Below are 20,448 nucleotides of genomic sequence, written 5' to 3' on the forward strand. Positions count from 1 at the left end.
CCGGTCAGGCCGCGATGCTGCTGCGGGCGCGGCGGCGTTGCTGCCGCTCGTGCTCGGCCTCGAGCAGCGCGCGGGTGCGCTCGGTCGCGAGCAGCTCGACGAGGGTGTCGGTCTCCTCCTCGATCCGTTCGCGCAGGTCGAGCGGCTCGGTGGTCAGCAGTCGCTTGGCGGCGGCGGCCACCAGCGGCGGGCGGGCCGCGAGCGCCCGGACGCGCTCGTCGACGCGGGCCGCGAGCTCGGCGCGGGGGACGATCTCGGTGACGAGCTGCCACTCGAGCGCCTCGGCGGCGCGGACCGAGCGGCCGGAGAGCACGAAGTCCAGGGCGCGGCGGCGGCCGATCGTCGCGGGCAGGGTCGCCGTGACGCCGCAGTCCGGCACGAGCCCGACGTCGCCGTAGGCGCTGACGAAGGTCGCGGCGGGCGTCGCGACGACGATGTCGGCGGCGAGCGCGAAGGCGATCCCGGCCCCCGCGGTGATGCCGTCGATCGCGCAGACGACGACGGCGCTGCTCTCGCCGAGGAGGCGGAAGGCCTCGCCCGCGGTCGTCGCCAGATCGCGGAGATACTGGTCGGGCCGGTCGGCGCCCAGGATCGCCGAGACGTCGCCGCCGGTGCAGAACGCGCGACCCGCGGACTCGACGACGAGGACGGTGCAGCCCGCGTCGGCGTTCAGCGTGATCAGGGCGCGGACCAGCTGCAGGGCCGTGTCGAGGTCGAGCGCGTTGAGAGCGTCCGGCCGGTCGAGGATCAGGCGGGCGACGGGGCCGGAGCGCTCGACGCGCACGGTCGGGGGTCGGGGAGTCATGGCGGGGCCTCTCGGGCTGAGGTCGGGGAGCTGCGATGGAGCGCTGCGGCCCTCTCGCGGGGGAACGGAGGGGGCCGGCGCCGTCCGTCGGGGGAGGTGGCGCAGAAGTGGTTCGCAGCCCCGGCCCCGCCGGTTCGGTCCGCCCGGCCGATCCTCAGGCGCGCCTCCCGGCCCCTCTAAACTGCTCTGGTGATTGATCCCGTACTTCTCCGCGAGAACCCGGACGTCCTCAAGCGCTCGCAGCAGGCGCGCGGCGACTCCGTCGAGCTCGTCGACGACGCCCTCGAGGCCGACCGTGCACGCCGGGCCGCGATCACCGAGGCCGAGCGCCTCCGCGCCGAGCAGAACGCCTTCGGCAAGACCGTCGCGAAGGCGCCGAAGGACGAGAAGGCGGCCTTGGTCGCCGAGGCGCAGCGCCTCGCCGCCGCGGCCAAGCAGGCGCAGCAGGAGGCCGCCGAGGCCGACGAGCGCTTCGGCTCGCTCGTGAAGCGGCTGGCCAACCCGATCATCGACGGCGTGCCCGCCGGCGGCGAGGACAAGTTCGAGCTGGTGCGCACGGTCGGCGAGCGCCCGGTCTTCGACTTCGCGCCCCGCGACCACCTCGAGATCGGCGAGCTGCTCGACGGCATCGACATGCAGCGCGGCGCGAAGGTCAGCGGCGCGCGCTTCTACTTCCTCAAGGGCCTCGTCGCCCGCCTCGAGATCGCGCTGATGAACCTCGGCCTGGAGCGCGCCCTCGAGGCCGGCTTCACTCCGCTGATCACGCCGACGTTGGTGCGCCCCGAGATCATGGACGGCACCGGCTTCCTCGGCGAGCACGACGACGAGGTGTACCGCCTCCGCGACGACGACCTGTACCTCACCGGCACCAGCGAGGTGGCGCTCGCCGGCTACCACGCCGACGAGATCCTGGATCTCGCGGGCGGCCCGAAGCGCTACGCCGGCTGGAGCACCTGCTATCGCCGCGAGGCCGGCTCGGGCGGGCGCGACACCCGCGGCATCATCCGCGTGCACCAGTTCAACAAGCTCGAGATGTTCGTCTACACGCTGCCCGAGGACGCGGAGGCGGAGCACGCGCGCCTGCTCGCCCACCAGGAGGGCGTGCTGCAGAGCCTCGGCCTGCACTACCGCGTCATCGACGTCGCCGCGGGCGACCTCGGCCAGAGCGCCGCGCGCAAGTTCGACGTCGAGGCCTGGGTGCCCACCCAGGACGCCTACCGCGAGCTGACCTCGACCTCGAACTGCACCACCTTCCAGGCCCGCCGCCTCGACACCCGCTACCGCACCGAGTCGGGGAAGACGGCGCCCGTCGCCACCCTGAACGGCACGCTGGCGACCACCCGCTGGATCGTCGCCCTGCTCGAGACGCACCAGCAGGCCGACGGCTCGGTGCTCGTCCCCGAGGCGCTGCGCCCGCACCTGGGCGGCCTCGAGGTCCTCGAGCCGGTCCGCACCGCATGAGCGCCGGCCGCCGCCTCATCGCCCTCGACATCGACGGCACCGTCATGCACGAGGACGGCACCATCACCGACGCGGTCGTCGAGGCGATCGCGGGCGCGGTCGCCCAGGGCGACGAGGTCATGCTCGCCACCGGCCGCTCGCCGTCGACCACGCTGCCCGTGGTCGCGCGCCTGGGCATCTCGCCCGAGTTCGTGATCTGCTGCAACGGCGCCGTCACCCTGCGCCGCGACCCCGAGGCGGAGGGCGGCTACCGCCCCGACGTCGTCGAGACCTTCGACCCCACCGAGGTCCTCGAGACCATCCGCCGCCACCTGCCCGACGCGCACTACGCCGTCGAGGACGCCGACGGCGCCTTCTCCTACACCGAGGCCTTCCCCGGCGGGGCGGTGATGGGCGCCGAGACGGTGCACGTCCCGTTCGAGGAGCTGCTGGGCGTGCAGTCCACCCGCGTGGTCGTCATCTCGCCCGGCACCGGCATCGAGGAGTTCACCGAGCTCGTCGAGCGGATGGGCCTGCACCAGGTCAGCTACGCCATCGGCTGGACCGCCTGGCTCGACATCGCGCCGCACGGCGTCAACAAGTCGACCGCGCTCGAGCTCGTCCGCGACCGCCTCGGCATCGAGCGGAGCGACGTGGTCGCGCTCGGCGACGGCCGCAACGACATCGAGATGCTCACCTGGGCCGCCGAGCACGGCGCCGGCCTGGCGATGGGGCAGGCGCCTGCCGAGGTCCTCGCCGTCGCCTCCGCGATCCTTCCCGGCGTGCACGAGGACGGCGTCGCCGTCGCCCTCGCCGACCTGCGCTGACCCGACGCGGCGCCCGCCGCTCCCGCGCCGCGCGGGCCGTCGGTTACCATCGACTGTCTCTCCCCGCGGGGAGTGACAGGGAGGGCTGTCCGAGCGGCCGATGGAGCCAGTCTTGAAAACTGGTGGGCAGAGATGTCTCTAGGGTTCGAATCCCTAGCCCTCCGCCACCGCGATCGAGCGGCGAACCCGCCGCTCTGGCGACGAGGACGAGAACGCGATTCTGCCGTCATGCTGCCGTGGTGAGGGACCGGACGCGGCGGCGTCCCGTCGTGCTGGTAGTGAGGGAGAGGACGCGGCGGCGTCCCCTCATGCTGGTCGAGTAGCCCCGCAGGGGCGTATCGAGACCCGCCGTCACCAGCAGGGCAGGTCTGCAGACTCGGCTTCCGACGGTGGTGGATCTCGATACGCCCGCTGCGCGGGCTACTCGATCAGCATGGGGTCGTCCTCACATCGACAAGATGATCTTTCCGAAGAAGAACGCGGCGGCGTCCCTCCATGCTGGTCGAGTAGCCCCGCAGGGGCGTATCGAGACCCACCGTCATCAGCAGGACGGGTCGGCAGACTCGTCCTTCTGACGTGGGTGGATCCACTTGGAAGAGACGCCCGCGCACATGCTGGTCGAGTAGCCCTGAAGGGGCGTATCGAGACCCACCCACCGCGAGGACGTCGGTCTCTTCCCCGCCCTGCGCTGGCGCCGAAGGCGCCCCCTCCGCTCGAAACGCCCGCTGCGCGGGCTGCTCGATCAGCAGGGAGGGCCTGCCGCGTGTCCCTGGCGCGCAGCGATCTCGTCGTCGGGCCCCGACGGCTAAAGTGACGTTCTGTCGATATTCGAGACGGGTCGCCTCCGCCGGGACGCACCTTCTGAGCTTCGGGCCGCCCGCCTCTCGATGGAGAAGGAGCCGTCATGAGCGACGAGAACGTGCCGGGACCTCGCACTGAGCGCCTGCGAGCGGGGGTGCACGCGACCCGGGACGGCAGAGGCACGACCGTGATGGCGTGGCCGCGAGCACTGGCGCTCGGCGACGGCGCGGATGTCGACGAGCGACTCGGGCAGCTCGTCGAGGGCGGGCCGGGCGGTGCCGACGATCCAGTGACTGCGCGACTGCGCGAGGACGGCTGGCTCGTCCAGGAGTTCGGCGACGACGACGGTCCCGGCTTCGTCGTCCGCCCGCTGCGAGCCGCGGTCGAGCGCGTTGCTGCGCCGTCCGCCGACCTCGACCTCGACCTCTCGAGGTTCGCCGTGGTCCGCCGCGACGGCGCCGACCTGCTCGTCGAGTCCCCGCTCGCCAGCGCCGAGATCGTGCTGCACCGGCGGTCGCTGCTCGCCGACGCGCTCTCGGGCTCCGGCGGTCTCGCCGCCGCCCTGCGCCGCGAGTTCCAGCGGCACGGGTTCCTCGCGCTGCCGGGCGGACCGGAGGACACCGAGTTCCGCTACCGGCAGTGGGCACCCCACGAGCTGCTCTTCCACGACCGCAGCCGGCAGGGCTACCGCGGCCCGGCCGCCGACTTCGGCGGCACCTGGTGGGGTGGGAAGGCGGGCTTCGCTCCGGAGGGCGCCGCCCCGGTTCCGTTCGGCGGCCGCCGGGTCGCCCTCCCCGCGGTCGATCTCGCAGCCCTGCGCGCGAGCGACCCGCCCTACGCCGAAGTCGTCGAGCGCCGGATGTCCCTGCGCGACCACGACGATGCCGCGCCGATCGACGTCGCCGAGCTCGGCGAGCTCCTGTTCCGGACGGATCGGGTCCGCGGGCTGCGCGTCGACCACGGGACGGAGGTGGTCAGCTCTCCGCGTCCGTCCGGCGGCTCGCTCGCGGAGCTCGAGCTGTACCTGGCCGTCTCGCGCTGCGCCGGGCTCGAGCCGGCGTTCTACCACTACGACGCGCACCGCCACGAGCTCGAGGAGGTGTGCGGCATCGGCGCTCCCGCCGTGCGCCGGCTGGTCCAGGTCGCGAGCGGGGTCGCGGCGACGGGGGTCGCCCCGCAGGTGCTGATCGTCGTCTCCGCCCGCGTCGGCCGCGTGATGTGGAAGTACCAGAGGATGGCGCTCGAGCTCGTGCTGAAGGACACCGGGGTCCTCTACCAGGCCCTCGCCGGGGCGTGCAGCGCGATGGGGCTGGCGGGCTGCCCGCTCGGCACCGACGACCCCGTCGCCTTCGCCGAGGCGACCGGTCGCGACCCGCTCCTCGAGTGCAGCGTGGGCCAGTTCATCGTCGGCTCGATTCCGAGACCGATGCCGGCGGTGACGCGATGACCCTCACCGTGGACACCAGCGCCTGCGTGATCGACCACGAGGGCCGCACCTACGGCATGACCGCCGCCGGCGACATCGAGCTCACCGGCGAGGTCGCGGGCTGGATGCGCGCGATCGCGGCCTGGATCGTCGCGGGGGAAGACATCGAGGAGCGCGCTCGGTCGCTCGATCCCGCCCGGGCGGATCAGGTCCGGCGCGTGCGGAGCGCGATGCTCAGCCTCGGCCTCCTGCGCGAGGCTCGGGTCGCCGGTCGCGTCCGATTCCTCGGGGAGACAGAACTCCTGCAGCGCGCAGTGGCGATGAGCGGCCGTGCGCTCCCCGAGTCCTGGCTCGCCGTCGGCCCGATCGAGGGGCGGTGGCTGATCGACGAGGTCCGCGAGCACCCGGAGCGGACGTACGGGGCGGTGCTCCTGCGTGACGGCGCGGCGCTCGTCGTTGGTCCGGCCCCCGGGTCGGAGCTGCTCCCGGCGCTGGTGGCGGTCGCGGAGCGCGGGGCCGCGGCGGGCAGGCCCGAGGAGCGCGTGCTCCGGCTGGCCGTCGCCCAGCTGGTCCGCCGGACAGCGTCCGGCCGCACGGATCCGTGGCGGGCCACAACGGTCACTGCGGACGGAACCGTGCTCACCCGGGTCAGCCCGCACCCGTGGCAGGCCGGGCAAGCGGAGGCCACCGGCCCGTTCGAGGAGCGCGCGATGACGCTCGTCGATCCCGACTTCGGGGTGGTCCGGCTGATCGAGGAGGCGGACCTGCCGCAGGTGCCGCGGCACCACTCCCGAGCACTGGTCGCCTGCGACGCCGTCGTCGACCGGCGCGACGTCGAGGTCGTCGGCGAGGGCGCCGACTTCGCGGAGGCACGGGCGGACGCCGTGCGCCGGGCACTCGCGATCCGCGCGGAGTCGGTCCTCGATCCGCGCCGGGTGCTCGACGCCGCAGGACGTGCCGTCGCCGCGCCGACCGCGACCCTCGAGGAGCTGCGCGCGGCGGTCCGCGACGTCGTCGCCGCACCCGCGGAGTACTCCGTGCCGGGCCGGCGCCTGGCCGACAGCGCGACCGTCCGGGTACCGGTCTCCCTCGCCCTCCGCTGCTCGGACGCCGAGCCGGCGACCGGCGACCTCGGGGTCGCCGCCACGAAGGAGGAGGCGCTGAGGCTCGCCGTCGAAGCGGCTCCCGTCTCCGATCCGCGGGCCGTCGTGGTCGACCTCGACCACGATCCCGTCGTCGCGCGACTCGGGCTCGTCGTCCGGAAGGTGGTGATCCTGCCGTGAGCGCGGGTGAGATCGACGCTGCGGAGGCTGCGGACGGACTGCTCCGGCGCGCGCTGACCGGCATCGGCGCGGCGAGCGGGGTCGTCGTCCGAGCGTCCGACACCTGGCGGATCCCGAGCCGTCCCGCCGCGGACGTCCCCTGGCTGCCCGTGCACGTCGAGGTGAACCGCATCGTGATCGGGCCCCTCGTCCGACCCGGAGTCCCGGGCTGCCCGCGGTGCCTGGCGCTCCGGCGGGAACGCCTCGGCGGCGCGGAGCCGTGGCGGGTGCGGCTGACGGCGGAGTACGCGGAGCAGCTCGAGGGCCGCCGCCCCGAGGCGCTCGACGAGCTGGCCGCAGACGTCGCGGCGATCGCGCTCGAGCGACTCCTGGCGCAGGAGCACGAGGCTGCGAGTGCCCAGCGCCGCGTCGCGGTGGTCCGCCTCGACACCCTGGAGGTGGAGCACCACGCCTTCCTCCCCGAGCCCCTCTGCGAGCTCTGCGGCGACCTCCCGGAGGACACCGCCGGGGCTGCCCAGCACGTCCTCGCGCCGCAGCCCAAGACCGTCCCGTTCGGCGCGCGGATTCGCGACGTCGTCGGCGAGGCCGACGCCCTCCGCTCCCTCTACATCGACCCGTTCTGCGGCACGATCGCCGCCACGCGGCGCGGGGACGAGGGCGGGCTGGTCATGGCGGCCGCGCCGATGCCGATTCGCCTGGACGGCTTGGTCGAGCCGGGCTACGGCCGCGGTCGCGACTACCGGTCCGCCGAGGTCACCGCGGTGCTGGAGGCGCTCGAGCGCTACGGGGGAGTCGCGCCGGGCGGACGCCGGTCGACGGTGCGGGGGAGCTACCGGGAGCTCGCTGCCGAGGCCGTGCACCCCGACGTCTTCGGCCGGCACCCGGACGAGTCCTACGACGACCCTGCCTTCCGCTACCGGCGGTTCGACGAGGACGTGCCGATCCAGTGGGTCTGGGCGCACTCCTTCGCCGAGGGCCGCGCGCGCCTGGTCCCGGAGGCGCTCGCCTACTACTTCTCGCAGCGACTGCGCGGGGACGACCCCGTCTCGTACTACGAGGTCTCGAACGGCTGCGCGCTCGGCTCCTCCTGGGAGGAGGCCGCCCTGCACGGTCTGCTGGAGACGGTCGAGCGCGACGCGTTCCTCTGCACCTGGTACACCCGCACCACGCCCGCCGCCATCGACCTGAGCAGCTGCCGCGATCCGCTCGTCGCGGGCCGGGCGGCGGCGATCACCGCGGCCACCGGCTACGACATCGCCGCCTTCGATGTCACGACGGACTGGGGCATCCCGGCGGTGTGGCTGCTGGCGACGCGGCAGGGCGGCTCCGGACCGGCCGCGCTCTGCACCGCCGGGGCGGGCCTGGACCCCGAGCGCGCCCTGCTCGGCGCGATGAACGAGCTCGGCCCGATCCTGGCGGACCTCCTCCGGCGCTACCCGAGCGAGGAGGCGCACGCCGCGGAGATGGTGCGCGACCCGCTCGCGGTGCGGACGATGCTCGACCACTCCGCCCTTCACGCGCACCCGGACGCCCGCCACCGCCTCGACTTCCTCCGCGGCGGTCCGACGATCCGCGCCGACGACATCGGTGGCGCGGACCGCGTGCGCCCGGACGCCGCGGACCTGGCGGTCGATCTCCGCGCCGCGGTGGACCGGATCGGCGAGGTGCTCGTCGTCGACCAGACCACGCCGGAGCACCGTGCGGGCGGATTCGCCTGCGTGAAGGTGCTCGTGCCGGGCGCCGTGCCGATGACGTTCGGCCACCGCAACCGCAGGATCGACGGGCTTCCCCGGCTCCTCGAGCTGCCGCGGCGGCTCGGCCGGCTCGACCGCGATCTGCGCCCGGACGAGCTGAACCCCGACCCGCACCCGTTCCCGTGACGCCGTCATCGGGGAGCGGAGCAGACGCGTCGACCGACCCGGGTCTCCGCCGGGGCTCGGAGGTCGCCCACCCGCGCCGACCCGAGACCGCCGACCCGCGGCGGCGAGAGCGCATCCTCGACGCGATGCGCGATCTCGTCCTCCGCTGGGGCTACCGCAAGGTCTGCATGCAGGACGTGGCCGACGCCGCGCACGTCGGCAAGGGCACGCTCTACCTGCACTGGAGCAGCAAGGACGAGCTCCTCGACGCCGTCCTCGTCCGCGAGGCGGGCCGGATCGACGCCGAGCTCGGGGCGGCCCTCCTGCGCCGGCCAGAGCTGGTCGCGTTCGGCCTCACCGCGGCGATGCTCTACCACGGGACCATGGCGGTGCCGTTGCTCGGCGCCTACAACCGCGGGGACAGCGCGGTCCTCGGCACGCGCGGCGCCCGGCCCGGAGCGCCCGACCGGCTCGGGCTCTCGCTCGTCTCCCGGCTCTCCGATCCGGGCTACCTCGGCGCCCTCAGCCGGCACCACCTCGTGCTCGGCGACGCGCGCTCGGAGTCCGGGCGGCTGGCCGTCGGAGCGGTCGTCGGCGGCTTCGTCCTGCGGCCAGAGGGCGCCGGCGACGCGGATCGCAACGGCGACTGCGCCCGGCTCCTCGGCACGGTCCTGCAGCGGTCCTTCGGGCAGCCGACCCACGACCGGCACGCCGAGTACGCGGCGGCGGTCGCCGAGACGGTCTCGCCGGAGGGCCGGTGGACCGCTCCTCCGGCGTCGCCGCGGACAGCAGAAGGCTCCCGTCCTGCGTGAAGCGGGACGGGAGCCCGGTGCGGCACGCGGAGGGACGCGTGCTCGCGAGCCGCGTCGAGGGGGCGACCGGCGCGCACTCGGCGCTCAGGCGGCGGGTCCGCCGCAGCAGATGTAGCAGACGCAGTTGGAGTCGGCGAGCTCCTTCATGCCGTGACCGGCGGTGAGGGACTCGACCACCCCGCCCTGGTCCGCCACCTCGAACACGGTCATCGGCAGGTCCCGGACGTCCGTCAGGTGCTTCTCGTTCATGGTCTCTTCTCCTTCACTCGGTGCGCGTCGCGCCCGGGTCGATCCCCGAGGCGTCTCCCCGACTCTGCGCCGGTCAGCGTCGAGCCCGCCCCTCCGATGAACGGGTGACCGGGATCCGCGCCCGGTCACCGTTCTCGCCGGCGGTACCTCGCCGGTGCAGGCCCGGGATCACCCGTCCGCCGTTCGTGCAGCGGCCGCGGCTCGCGCGGCCAGGTCCGCGAACGCCTCCCGCAGCTCGCGGGGCTCGACGCCGCTGATCGGCGCGTCGAAGCGGGCGATCGACGCGGCGACGCCGGGCCAGGACCAGGACCCGATGCGGATCCGGCAGCGGCCGTCCGGCTCGACGGTCAGCGTCCCGTCGCCGAGGTAGGGCGCGACCTGGGAGGCGCCGGCGTCCACGATCGCTGAGCCCCGGCACGGCCAGGTGTCCGCGCCGGTCGAGCCCTTGAATCGGGCGGAGAGGAACGCCGCGGGGTCACCGCCGGGCACTGTCCGCGGGGTGAAGGCGGCGCCGGTGTGACTGCGGAGCCGGATCCGGTCGACCCGGTAGGTGCGCCAGTCGTCGCGCTCGGGAGTCCAGCCGATCAGGTACCAGCGGCCGCCGGCGAGGACGAGGTGGTGCGGCTCGGTGGCGCGCACGGCGGGCGCGGCGTCGGTCGGTCCTGCGGGGGAGTCGTAGTCGAAGCGGAGGGTCAGCGCGTCCCGGATCGCGTCGCCGATGCGCAGCAGCACGCCGGCGTCGGCGCGCGCCTCGGCCGGGCGGGTCGCGGTGCCGGCGCTCGCCGCGAGCCCGTCGATCCGGTGCGCGAGGCGGCTCGGCAGCAGTCGGCGGATCGTCAGGAGCGCCCGCTCGGCCGCCTCGTCGAGGTCGGTGCCGAGGGCGCCGGCGGTCCGCAGCGCCAGGGCGATCACGACGGCCTGCTCGTCGTCGAAGAGCAGCGGCGGCAGCTCCGTGCCGGCGGCCAGGCGGTAGCCGCCGTCGGGGCCGCGCGTGGTCTCGATCACGTAGTCCAGCTCGCGCAGGCGCTCGACGTCGCGCCGGACGGTGCGCTCGCTCACCTCCAGCCGCTCCGCCAGCACCGGAGCGGACCAGTCGCGGCGCGACTGCAGCAGCGACAGGAGGGCGAGCAGCCGCTTGGAGGTGGAGGGCGACGAGGAGGTGGGCACGGACCGATCCTCGCGCGCGAAGCGGACGTTCCCTGGCCGGTACCGACGAGATCGTGTTTCTCAGCCCCGGAGGAACGGGGAGAACCGCGGCCCACCCGCCGCGCAGCGAAGGAGCACACCATGACCGCAGCAGTCGTCGCCCACCTCAACTTCAGCGGAGAGGCCCGCGCCGCCCTCGAGTACTACGCCGCCGTCTTCGGCGGCCAGGCCGTCGTCCGGACCTACGGCGACTTCGGGATGCCGGCGGGCCTGCCCGACACCGGTCGCGTCGTCCACGGCCAGGTCGTCGGCGCGGGCGGCTTCACCGTGATGGCGTACGACGTCCCCTCGAGCGAGGCGGACCTGCAGGCCGGAGCCACGCGCCGCGAGAACGGCACGACGATCACCGACCGTCCCTTCTTCCTGGCGCTGCAGGCCGAGACCCTCGAGGAGGCGACCGGCCACTGGGACGCGCTCGCCGGGGGAGCGAGCGTCGTCGAGCCGCTCGCGGCGTCGGCCTGGTCGGCCGGCTTCGGCATGCTCACCGACCGCTTCGGGGTCGTCTGGGCGATCAGCGTCGTCGAGCAGCAGGGCTGAGCGCGGGGCGGGTGGCCGTGTGGCGCGGCCGCCCCTGCCCTCCGGCGCGGATTCCGGGCAACGGATGGCTTTCCGGAGCGCTCTGGGTACTATGTCCCGACGCGGTGGGAGTCCCCTCCTCCGCGCCCGCGGGTCCCAGGCCCGCCCCTCAGCTCCACAGCCCAGCCCCACCAGCCCCAGCCCACAGACGAACGGGAGACGGATGCGCACGACGCGCCCTTCGACGGACCACTCCGCCGTGGACGAGTCGGCGCGCACGCCGCGACCCCACGTCCGGCACGGACGGCAGAAGCGCCACAGCCTGCCGCGGACCCTCGTCAAGGCCGCTGCGACCGTCTCGGGAGTGGGCCTCGTCGCCTCGATCTCGATCGTCGCGATCGCCGCCACCCTGCTCGTGCAGTCCGCCCAGCCGTCGGTCAGCCTGCACCCGGTCGCCGCCGGCTCCGAGGTCGCGGCCGGCTCGGTCCCCGAGATCGGCGCTCTCGAGGGCGGCTTCAACGTCCTCGTCGTGGGCAGCGATTCGCGCCAGGGTCAGGGCGACGCCTACGGCGATCCGGACGAGGAGACCAGCGTCCTCAACGACGTGAACATGCTGATGCACGTGTCGGCCGACCACAGCAACGCGACCGTAGTCAGCTTCCCCCGCGACATGTACGTCGACATCCCGTCCTGCGTGAACGCGGTGACGGGGGAGACCATCCCCGCCCGCTACGACACCAAGATCAACGAGGCGATGGGCAAGGACGTCAGCCTCGGCTGTGTCGCCGGCGTCGCGGAGGAGCTGCTCGGCGTCCGGGTCGACTACGGCGCGGTCGTGCAGTTCAACGGCGTCATCGAGATGTCGAACGCGATCGGCGGAGTCGACGTCTGCGTCGCGACCGAGATCGCCGACCCGTACACCAACACCTATCTCGAGCCGGGCGTGCACTCGCTCGAGGGCATGGCCGCGCTGCAGTTCCTCCGCAGCCGGCACGGCATCGGCGACGGCAGCGACCTGACCCGGATCAGCAACCAGCAGGTCTTCCTGTCCTCGCTGGTCCGCCAGGTCAAGAGCGCCGACACGCTGCTCAACCCGGTCGCGCTCTACGGACTCGCCAAGGCCGCCCTGGGCAACATGACGCTCTCGGACGAGCTGAACAACGTGAACACCCTCGTGCAGATGGGCCTCGCACTGAAGGACGTCGACATCGCGAACGTGGTGTTCGCCCAGTACCCGACGGGCGCGACCTCGGGCGGCGTCGTCCCCGACCGCACGGCCGGCGACGTGCTCGCCACCGCCCTGCAGACCGACCAGCCGATCGCCCTCACCGGCGGCACCGGCGCCGGCGCGACGACCACGGGTGAGCCCGCGGCTCCTGCGGTGACCGAGGCCCCCGCCGCCGGTCCCGCCACGACCGATCCGCTCGCGACCGCGGAGGCCACTCCCGGCGCCACCGCCGCTCCGGGCACGCCCGCGGCCGGCGCACCGGTCGAGCTGCCCGAGGCCATCACCGGCCAGCCCGCCGATCAGCAGACCTGCTCGGTCGGGTTCTTCGGCTGACGCCGGAGGTGGATCCGATGACCGACCCCGTCGTCTCGCGCCGGACAGCGGCCCGTCACGGGCGGCTGCGACCGCGCAGCGGGCTCCGGTTCGCCGGGCGGATCCTCGCGGCCTGCGTCGGCGTCGGCGTGCTCAGCACGATCTCGATCGTGGTGATCGCGCTCTCGATGATCGCGGGCAGCGCGCGTCCCTCCGTGGATCTCGGCATCGGCTCGACGGACGCCGGCTCTGCGATCCCGGAGATCGGTGCGATCGAGGGCGGCGTCAACATCCTGCTCGCCGGCAGCGACAGCGCCGAGGGCTCCGCGGCGGGCGCGTACGGCGACCGCTCGGAGAACCTCAACGACGTCACGATGCTGATGCACATCTCGGAGGACCACTCCACGGTCGAGGTGATCAGCTTCCCCCGCGACATGTACGTGCCGATCCCGTCCTGCACCGACCCGGCGACCGGCGCGGTCTCGGACGCGCTGCGCTCGGCCAAGATCAACACCTCGCTGAGCTACGGCGGGCTCGCCTGCACCGTGCAGACCGTCGAGCAGCTCACCGGCCTCGACATCCCCTACGCCGCGCTGATCCAGTTCGACGGCGTCATCGAGATGTCGAACGCGGTCGGCGGGGTCGACGTCTGCGTCGCCACCCCGATCGAGGACGAGTACACCGGCCTGAACCTCACCGCCGGCACGCACACGCTGGTCGGCGCCGAGGCGCTCGCCTTCCTGCGCACCCGGCACGGCGTCGGCGACGGCAGCGACCTCACCCGCATCTCCAGCCAGCAGGTGTACCTGTCGTCGCTGGTGCGCAAGGTGAAGGACGCCTCGACGCTCTCGAACCCCGTCGCCCTCTACGGCCTCGGCAAGGCGGCCGTCTCCAACATGCAGCTCTCGACGTCGCTCGAGAACGTCAACACGCTGGTCTCGATCGGCCTCGCGGTGAAGGACGTGGACCTCGCCAGCGTCGTCTTCGTCCAGTACCCGACCTTCATCGACGGCGACGGCGTCTACCCGAGCGAGGAGGCGTCGGCGACGCTGAACGCCGCACTCCTGGCCGACCAGCCGATCGCCCTCACCGGCACCACCGGCGGCGGCTCGGAGTCGGCCGACGGCTCGACGCCCGCCGCGACCGACTCGGCGGCTCCCTCGGATCCGGCCACCTCGGACCCCGCTGCGACCGCGGACCTGGCGACACCGGCTCCGGGCGAGACCGCCGTCGCCCTCCCGAGCGACGTCACCGGCCAGACCGCCGACCAGCAGACCTGCACCGTCGGCCGCACCCTCGACGAGCAGTAGCGCCGCAGCGCCGGGTGTCACGTCCGGCTCCCGGGTGCGGTTATAGTGGTCGTCGTGCGTTCGCCTGGCGGGCGCTCAGGAGACGTCGCATAGTCCGGTCGAGTGCACCACCCTGCTAAGGTGGAGAACCCTTTATTGGGTTCCGTGGGTTCAAATCCCACCGTCTCCGCACTCCTCGAGAGCCCGCTTCCCCACGGGTCGATCGCCTTCTGCTCCTCCGGTGCCCGCATCGTCGAGGGTCGTGCAGCACTCGTCTCAGCGCATCTTCGTCGCTCGACCGGCTAGCCTGGCGGGATGTCCAGTGCGATCCTCGAGGCCCTGTCCGCTGCTCCCGCCCGGCGGGACGTCGCGTCGATCCGCGGGGCCCTCGCGGAGGTCTCGATCGGCGACTCGGTGCGGGTGCTCGTCCGCTCGCCGCGCTACGGGCTCTACGGCATCGAGGGCGTCGTCCGGCAGGCGGTCGGCGGGGAGCTCGTCGTCGCCGACGTCTTCCTCAACACGGGGACCGAGATCCAGAGCATCGCGCTCGCGCCCGAGCCGGAGGCGGGCGCCGACGGCGACCGCTCGGTCGACGGCCTCGCGCACGGCGAGCCGGTGCGGGTGACCTTCTCGACGCCGACGATCGGCTCCTTCACGGTGACCGGGCCGCTCACCGCCGGCGGCCGCGACCCCTACCTGCTCGTCGGCAGCTGGATCGTCGCCGAGGACGCGAGCGCCGCCCGCCACGTCGACCGGATCGAGCGGCTCAGCGACGTCGCGCTGCACGTCAAGCACGTCCCCGGGTACCGCTCGGCGGCCGTCGAGGAGTAGCGGGCACGCAGCGCGACAGCGTCGGGCATCAGGTCTGGCAGCGCGGACACCAGTAGGTGACCCGCAGCTGCAGCTCGTCGTCACCGAGCTCGCCGCGGCGGATCGCGGTGCCGCAGCGCCGGCACGGCTTGCGGTCGCGGCCGTAGACCCAGAGCTGCTGGCCGGGCCGGAGGTTGCCGGTCGTCGTGCGCTCGATGCGCTCGCGGTTGACGGTGATCAGCTTCTTCGCGAGGGCGATGGTGCGGACGAGGTCGCCGCTCTCGCCGACGGGACGCGTGGGCAGCACGCCGCGGAGGAAGCAGAGCTCGGCCCGGTAGACGTTGCCGAGCCCGGCCATGATCCGCTGGTCGAGCAGCGCCAGGCCGATCGGCCGCTCCGGGTCGGCGGTGAGGCGCCGCAGCGCCTCGTCCGCGTCCCAGTCCGCACCGAGCAGGTCGGGGCCGAGGTAGCCGACGACGTCCTCCTCCGCGGCGCGCGGCACGATCTCGAGCAGGCCGAGTTCGAAGCCGACGGCCTGCCACTCGTCCGTCTCGAGCACGATGCGCGCCTGGAAGGCGGGGCGGTGCCACTTCGGCCGGTCGCCGGTCAGCGAGTAGAGGTGCCAGCTGCCCTCCATCTTGAGGTGCGAGTGGATCACCGCGTCGCCGATGCGCATCAACAGGTGCTTGCCGCGCGGGACGACCGAGTCGATGGTCTCGCCGGTGAGGTCCACCGTCGCGAACTTCGGCACCCGGACGTCGCAGCGGGTCAGCACCTGCCCGTCGAGAGCGTCGGCGAGGTTGTGGGCGGAGCGGTAGACGGTGTCACCCTCGGGCACGGGCGCTCCTCTCGTGGCGGCCGGCGCTCACGCGCGCAGCCTCAGGCCGCGCGGGTTCGCGACGAACCCGGCGGCGGTCAGGGCGTCGCCGAAGGGCGTGCCCAGGGCGAAGACGCCGTCGATCTTCTCGACGGTGAGCTTCTCGACCCCGCGGGAGCGGACCAGCTGCGCGAGCGCGCCTGCCGCATCCGCGAGGACGGTCTCGTCGGAGGAGAAGGTGAGCGCCGTCTTGCCGCCGCGCTCGAGGTAGACGGCGAGCTCGCCGTCGACGACGGCGACCAGAGCGCCCGCCTTTCGACCGGGCCGGTGGCCCTCGCCCTGCGGCCACGGCAGTGCCGCGCCGAACGGGTTCGCCGGATCGGTCGCGGCCAGCGCGAAGACCGGCCGGGCGCGCTGCTGGGCCTCGTCCTGCGGCGCGAAGGTGCGCAGACGGTCGACGCTGCCCGCCGTGCCGAACTGCGCGGCGCCGAGCTTCTCGATGAAGTAGCCGCGGCGGGCGCGGCCCTGCTGCTCGAAGCCGCTGAGCACCTTGTAGGCGAGCGCGAAGCCGCCGAGCACCCCCTCCGCCTGGACGGAGCCGCGGGTGACGATGCCGTAGCGCTCGAGCAGCGTCTCGCCGAGCGCGTGCCCGCGGATCGTCGCGTCCGACTCCGCCAGCGGCACGATCGACCAGCGGCCGCCCGCGGTGGGCGGGCCGACGCGGGTCGCCATGGTGGGCCGGGCGGTCATCCGGCCGCGCGGCGCCCTGGCGCGGGCGGGGGCGCGCGGCTGCCGGTGCGCGCCGCCGGTGGAGCCGACGAGGGTGCGCAGCGGAGCGAGCGTGTCGTTCGTGAGCAGGCCCGCCCAGACCAGCTCCCACAGCGCCTCGACGAGGGTCTTGTCGTCGGTGGAGCCGACCGCGTCGGAGAGCTGCCGGAAGAAGTAGCCGCCGCCGGAGCCGAGCACGCCGACGATCTCCTGCTGCAGCTCGCCGAGCGGCACCGCCTCCGCCGCGGGGACGGGCAGCGTGAGACCGGCGGTGTCGGCGAGGTGCAGGCTCACCCAGCCGTCGTTGCCGGGGAGGGTGCCGGCGCCGGCCCAGAGGACCTCGCCGGTCGCGGTCAGCTCGTCGAGCATGGCGGGCGAGTAGTCGCGCACCCGGGCGGGGAGGATCAGCGACTCCCAGGCCGAGGCGGGGATGGGCGCACCCGCGAGCTGGTCGATGACGGAGGCGACGCCGTCGATGCCGCGCAGCGAGCCGCCGAGGTGCTGCCAGGCCGGCAGGAAGCGGCCGTAGGCGGCGGCGTCGACCGGCTCGACCTCCTTGCGGAGCGCGGCGAGCGAGCGGCTGCGCAGGCGCCGCAGCACCTCGCTGTCGCACCACTCGGAGCCGGTGCCGTTCGGGCGGAACTCGCCCTCGGAGACACGCCGCTCGCCGGAGAGCCGGCGGAGCGTGTCGTTGACGACCGCGACACCGAGCCCGAGCCGCTCGGCGACCGCGACGGCGGTGAACGGGCCGTGGGTGCGGGCGTAGCGGGCGACGAGGTCGCCGAGCGGGTCGCGCACCGGGTCGATGAAGGCGACGGGGACGCCGATGGGCAGCGGCACGCCGAGGGCGTCGCGCAGGCGCGAGGCGTCCTCCATCGCGGCGTAGCGCTGCTCGCCCGCGAGGCCGACCGGCAGGACGCGCTTGGCGCGGACCAGCTCGGCGACGATCGCGTCGAGCGTCTCGCGCGCGATCGGCGCGGCCTTCGCGACGTCGGCCGACGTCACCGACTCGTCGACGAGCCGCTCACCGAGCTCGTCGACCGTCAGCGGACCGAGCAGGCGGAGCAGATCCGCCGCACCCTCGAGGCCGCGCAGGCGCCGCTCCGGCTCGACCCGCTGCAGCTCGCGCTCGATCTGCGCGAGGACGAGCGGGTCGAGCAGCTCGCGCAGCTCGGCGCGGCCCAGCAGCTCGCCGAGGAGCGTCGCGTCGACCGAGAGCGCGGCCGCGCGGCGCTCGGCGAGCGGGCTGTCGCCCTCGTACATGAACGCGGCGACGTAGCCGAACAGCATCGAGCGCGCGAACGGGCTCGCCGTCGGCGTCTCGACCTCGAGGATCTGCAGCTCGCGGCCGTCGAGCCGCGCGGCGAGGCGCAGCAGCGCGGGCAGGTCGTAGACGTCCTGGAGGCACTCGCGCACCGTCTCGAGGATGATCGGGAAGGTCGGGTAGGTGCGGGCCACGTCGAGCAGCTGAGCGGCGCGCTGGCGCTGCTGCCAGAGCGGTGAGCGCTTGCCCGGGTTGTAGCGGGGGAGCAGCAGCGCCCGCGCCGCGCACTCGCGGAACCGGGCGGCGAAGAGCGCGGAGCCGCCGACCTCGCTGGTCACCAGCTGCTCGAGCTCGTCGCGGTCGAAGAGGAAGAGCTCGGCGCCGGGCGGCTCGGACTCGGTGTCGGGGATCCGGACGACGATGCCGTCGTCGCCCGCCATCGCGGCGCCGTCGACCCCGTGCCGCTCGCGGACCCGCGCGCCGATGGCGAGGGCCCAGGGGGAGTGCACCTGCATCCCGTAGGGCGAGTGCAGCACCAGCCGCCAGTCGCCCAGCTCGTCGCGGAAGCGCTCGAGCACGAGCGTGCGGTCGTCCGGGATGCGGCCGGTGGCCAGGCGCTGCTCGTCGAGGAAGGAGAGCAGGTTGTTGGTCGCGTACTCGTCCAGGCCCGCGGCGGTGCAGCGCTCGCGCGCGGTCTCGACCGCCGCGCCGCCGATCTCGCGGGTGAAGGCGCCGATCGCCTCGCCGAGCTCGGCCGGCCGGCCCTGCGAGTCGCCCTTCCAGAACGGCAGGCGCCCCGGCTCGCCGAAGGCGGGCGTGACGATCACGCGGTCGTAGGTGATCTCCTGGATCCGCCAGCTGGTCGCGCCGAGGGCGAAGACGTCGCCGACGCGCGACTCGTAGACCATCTCCTCGTCGAGCTCGCCGACCCGGTTGCCGGTCGAGCCGGGCTCGCCGACCATGAAGACGCCGAACAGCCCGCGGTCGGGGATCGTCCCGCCGCTGGTCACCGCGAGGCGCTGCGCTCCGGGCCGGCCGGTGAGGGTGTTCTCGTCGCGGTCCCAGACGACGCGAGGCCGCAGCTCCGCGAACTGGTCGGAGGGGTAGCGGCCGGAGAGCAGATCGAGCGTCGCCTCGTAGGCCGAGCGCGGCAGGGCGACGAAGGGGGCGCTGCGGCGGACGGTGTCGAACCACTCGTCGACGTCGAGTGACTCCAGTGCCGTGGCGGCGACCGTCTGCTGCGCGAGGATGTCGAGCGGGTTGGCGGGCACCATGATCGCCTCGATCAGGCCGGCGCGCATCCGCTCGGTGGTGACGGCGGAGTGCAGCAGGTCGGCCCGGTGCTTGGGATAGAACGAGCCGCGGGAGACCTCGCCCACCTGGTGGCCGGCCCGGCCGACGCGCTGGAGCGCGCTGGCGACCGACGGCGGCGTCTCGACCTGCACGACGAGGTCGACGGCGCCCATGTCGATGCCGAGCTCGAGGCTCGAGGTGGCGACCACGCAGCGCAGGCGGCCCGACTTGAGGTCGTCCTCGATGATCGCGCGCTGCTCCTTGCTGACCGAGCCGTGGTGCGCGCGGGCGAGCAGCGGCTCGTCCTCGGGTGCGGCCTGACCGGTTCCGCTGGTCGCTCCGGCGGCGCCCATGGTGGCGGCCGGAGTTCGGCGGGCGGAGGCGCCGACCGCCTCACCGAGGAGCGCGCCGACCGCGACCGGCTCGCCGGCCTCGCGGGCGCGCTCGGCCTCGGCCTCACGTCGCTCCGCGTAGATCTCGTTGAGCCGCGCCGTCAGCCGCTCGGCCAGCCGCCGCGAGTTCGCGAAGACGATCGAGGAGGTGTGCGCGAGCACGCGGTCGACGATCGACTCCTCCACGTGCGGCCAGATCGAGCCGCTCTGCGGGCCGGTGGCGCCCATCGTCGAGCCGTCCTGCGAGGCGGTGGAGCCGAGCTCGGACATGTCCTCGACGGGGACGACGACGCTGAGGTCCCACTGCTTCTCGGAGACGGGGGCGACGATCGTGACGGGGGAGCGGCCGGCCAGGAAGCGCGCGACCTCCTCGCGCGGACGGACCGTGGCCGAGAGCCCGATGCGCTGCACGGGCTTGGGCAGCAGCGCGTCCAGCCGCTCGAGCGAGACCGCGAGGTGCGCGCCGCGCTTCGTGGAGGCGACCGCGTGCACCTCGTCGACGATGACCGTCTCGACCCCGCGCAGCGACTCCCGCGCGGCCGAGGTGAGCATCAGGTAGAGCGACTCGGGGGTGGTGATCAGGATGTCCGGCGGCGTCTTCTGCAGCACCCGGCGCTCGGCCGCGGGGGTGTCTCCGGAGCGGACGCCGACGGTCACCGTCGACGGCGCGCTGCCGATGCCCTCGGCGCTCAGCCGGAGCGCGGTCTGCGTCACGCCGACGAGCGGCGAGCGGAGGTTGCGCTCGACGTCGACGCCGAGCGCCTTCAGCGGCGAGACGTAGAGCACGCGGGTGCGGTGCTGCGGGTCCTCCGGCGGCGGGCCCTGCACGAGCCGGTCGATCGCCCAGAGGAACGCCGACAGCGTCTTGCCCGAGCCGGTCGGAGCGACGACGAGGGCGTGCGCGCCGCTCGAGATCGCCGACCACGCGCCCTCCTGGGCGGCCGTCGGCGCGGGGAAGGCGCCCTCGAACCAGGCCCGCGTGGCGGGGCTGAAGCGATCGAGGACGTGCGGCATGCGTGAATCCTCCCTGCCACCACCGACATTGCCGTGC

Annotated in this window: 15 protein-coding genes and 2 tRNA genes; 12 read left to right on the top strand and 5 right to left on the bottom strand. The window is 74.0% G+C overall.

Annotated features, from left to right (window positions below; all coding sequences use genetic code 11):
• Positions 1-4 precede the first annotated feature (4 nt).
• Complete coding sequence (locus EDF17_RS02350; RefSeq protein ID WP_123445002.1) at positions 5-805, bottom strand: enoyl-CoA hydratase/isomerase family protein; 801 nt, start codon at positions 803-805, stop codon at positions 5-7.
• A gap of 189 nt (positions 806-994) precedes the next feature.
• Here EDF17_RS02350 and serS point away from each other — a divergent pair, with 189 nt between their 5' ends.
• The 7 genes from serS to EDF17_RS20100 all read left to right on the top strand — a co-directional run bounded on the left by serS (position 995) and on the right by EDF17_RS20100 (position 9,253).
• The gene (serS, locus tag EDF17_RS02355) at positions 995-2,266 is read left to right on the top strand and encodes a serine--tRNA ligase (protein WP_123445003.1); all 1,272 of its coding nucleotides are present in this window, start codon (positions 995-997) and stop codon (positions 2,264-2,266) included.
• A complete protein-coding gene (locus EDF17_RS02360) occupies positions 2,263-3,072 on the top strand; it encodes an HAD family hydrolase (RefSeq protein WP_123445004.1) in 810 nt (269 codons plus the stop codon). The genes serS and EDF17_RS02360 overlap by 4 nt, the downstream gene beginning before the upstream one ends.
• Positions 3,073-3,151: 79 nt before the next feature.
• Positions 3,152-3,239, top strand: a tRNA-Ser gene (locus tag EDF17_RS02365).
• Positions 3,240-3,976: 737 nt separating this feature from the next.
• On the top strand, positions 3,977-5,320 hold the full coding sequence (locus EDF17_RS02370; RefSeq protein WP_123445005.1) for a SagB family peptide dehydrogenase: 1,344 nt from the start codon (positions 3,977-3,979) through the stop codon (positions 5,318-5,320).
• On the top strand, positions 5,317-6,582 hold the full coding sequence (locus tag EDF17_RS19700; protein ID WP_166649580.1) for a hypothetical protein: 1,266 nt from the start codon (positions 5,317-5,319) through the stop codon (positions 6,580-6,582). The genes EDF17_RS02370 and EDF17_RS19700 overlap by 4 nt, the downstream gene beginning before the upstream one ends.
• Positions 6,579-8,462, top strand: coding sequence for a TOMM precursor leader peptide-binding protein (locus EDF17_RS02375; RefSeq protein WP_166649581.1), 1,884 nt, complete (start codon positions 6,579-6,581; stop codon positions 8,460-8,462). The genes EDF17_RS19700 and EDF17_RS02375 overlap by 4 nt, the downstream gene beginning before the upstream one ends.
• Before the next feature lie 125 nt (positions 8,463-8,587).
• Positions 8,588-9,253 carry a TetR/AcrR family transcriptional regulator gene (locus EDF17_RS20100; protein ID WP_159423427.1) on the top strand — a complete coding sequence of 222 codons (666 nt, stop codon included), beginning with the start codon at positions 8,588-8,590 and terminating at the stop codon, positions 9,251-9,253.
• Between the two features lie 84 nt (positions 9,254-9,337).
• Here EDF17_RS20100 and EDF17_RS02385 read toward each other — a convergent pair whose 3' ends face one another.
• Both EDF17_RS02385 and EDF17_RS02390 read right to left on the bottom strand, forming a co-directional pair.
• A complete protein-coding gene (locus EDF17_RS02385; RefSeq protein WP_123445007.1) occupies positions 9,338-9,502 on the bottom strand; it encodes a thiomuracin/GE37468 family thiazolyl RiPP peptide in 165 nt (54 codons plus the stop codon).
• A 168-nt stretch (positions 9,503-9,670) separates the two neighbouring features.
• Positions 9,671-10,669, bottom strand: a complete 999-nt coding sequence (locus EDF17_RS02390; RefSeq protein ID WP_123445008.1) for a WYL domain-containing protein — start codon at positions 10,667-10,669, stop codon at positions 9,671-9,673.
• Between the two features lie 120 nt (positions 10,670-10,789).
• On the opposite strand from EDF17_RS02390, the gene EDF17_RS02395 reads away from it, so the two are divergent.
• The 5 genes from EDF17_RS02395 (at position 10,790) to EDF17_RS02415 (ending at position 14,884) form a co-directional block, all read left to right on the top strand.
• The gene (locus EDF17_RS02395) at positions 10,790-11,245 is read left to right on the top strand and encodes a VOC family protein (protein ID WP_123445009.1); all 456 of its coding nucleotides are present in this window, start codon (positions 10,790-10,792) and stop codon (positions 11,243-11,245) included.
• 202 nt (positions 11,246-11,447) lie between these two features.
• Positions 11,448-12,785, top strand: coding sequence for an LCP family protein (locus EDF17_RS02400; RefSeq protein ID WP_123445010.1), 1,338 nt, complete (start codon positions 11,448-11,450; stop codon positions 12,783-12,785).
• A gap of 17 nt (positions 12,786-12,802) precedes the next feature.
• Entirely contained in the window at positions 12,803-14,074 is a 1,272-nt protein-coding gene (locus EDF17_RS02405) for an LCP family protein (protein ID WP_123445011.1), read from the top strand.
• Between the two features lie 78 nt (positions 14,075-14,152).
• Positions 14,153-14,243 (top strand) — tRNA-Ser (locus EDF17_RS02410).
• A gap of 125 nt (positions 14,244-14,368) precedes the next feature.
• Positions 14,369-14,884: a hypothetical protein gene (locus tag EDF17_RS02415; protein ID WP_123445012.1), complete on the top strand. Its 516-nt coding sequence runs from the start codon at positions 14,369-14,371 to the stop codon at positions 14,882-14,884.
• Between the two features lie 28 nt (positions 14,885-14,912).
• Here the strand turns inward: EDF17_RS02415 and EDF17_RS02420 are convergent, their stop codons facing one another.
• Both EDF17_RS02420 and EDF17_RS02425 read right to left on the bottom strand, forming a co-directional pair.
• Positions 14,913-15,701 (bottom strand): DNA-formamidopyrimidine glycosylase family protein, encoded by a 789-nt coding sequence (locus EDF17_RS02420; RefSeq protein WP_123445013.1) that lies wholly within the window; start codon positions 15,699-15,701, stop codon positions 14,913-14,915.
• A gap of 27 nt (positions 15,702-15,728) precedes the next feature.
• The gene (locus tag EDF17_RS02425) at positions 15,729-20,411 is read right to left on the bottom strand and encodes an ATP-dependent helicase (protein ID WP_123445014.1); all 4,683 of its coding nucleotides are present in this window, start codon (positions 20,409-20,411) and stop codon (positions 15,729-15,731) included.
• Between the last annotated feature and the right edge of the window lie 37 nt (positions 20,412-20,448).

It is taken from the genome of Rathayibacter sp. PhB1 (assembly GCF_004362935.1).
Taxonomy (GTDB): Bacteria; Actinomycetota; Actinomycetes; order Actinomycetales; family Microbacteriaceae; genus Rathayibacter; species Rathayibacter festucae.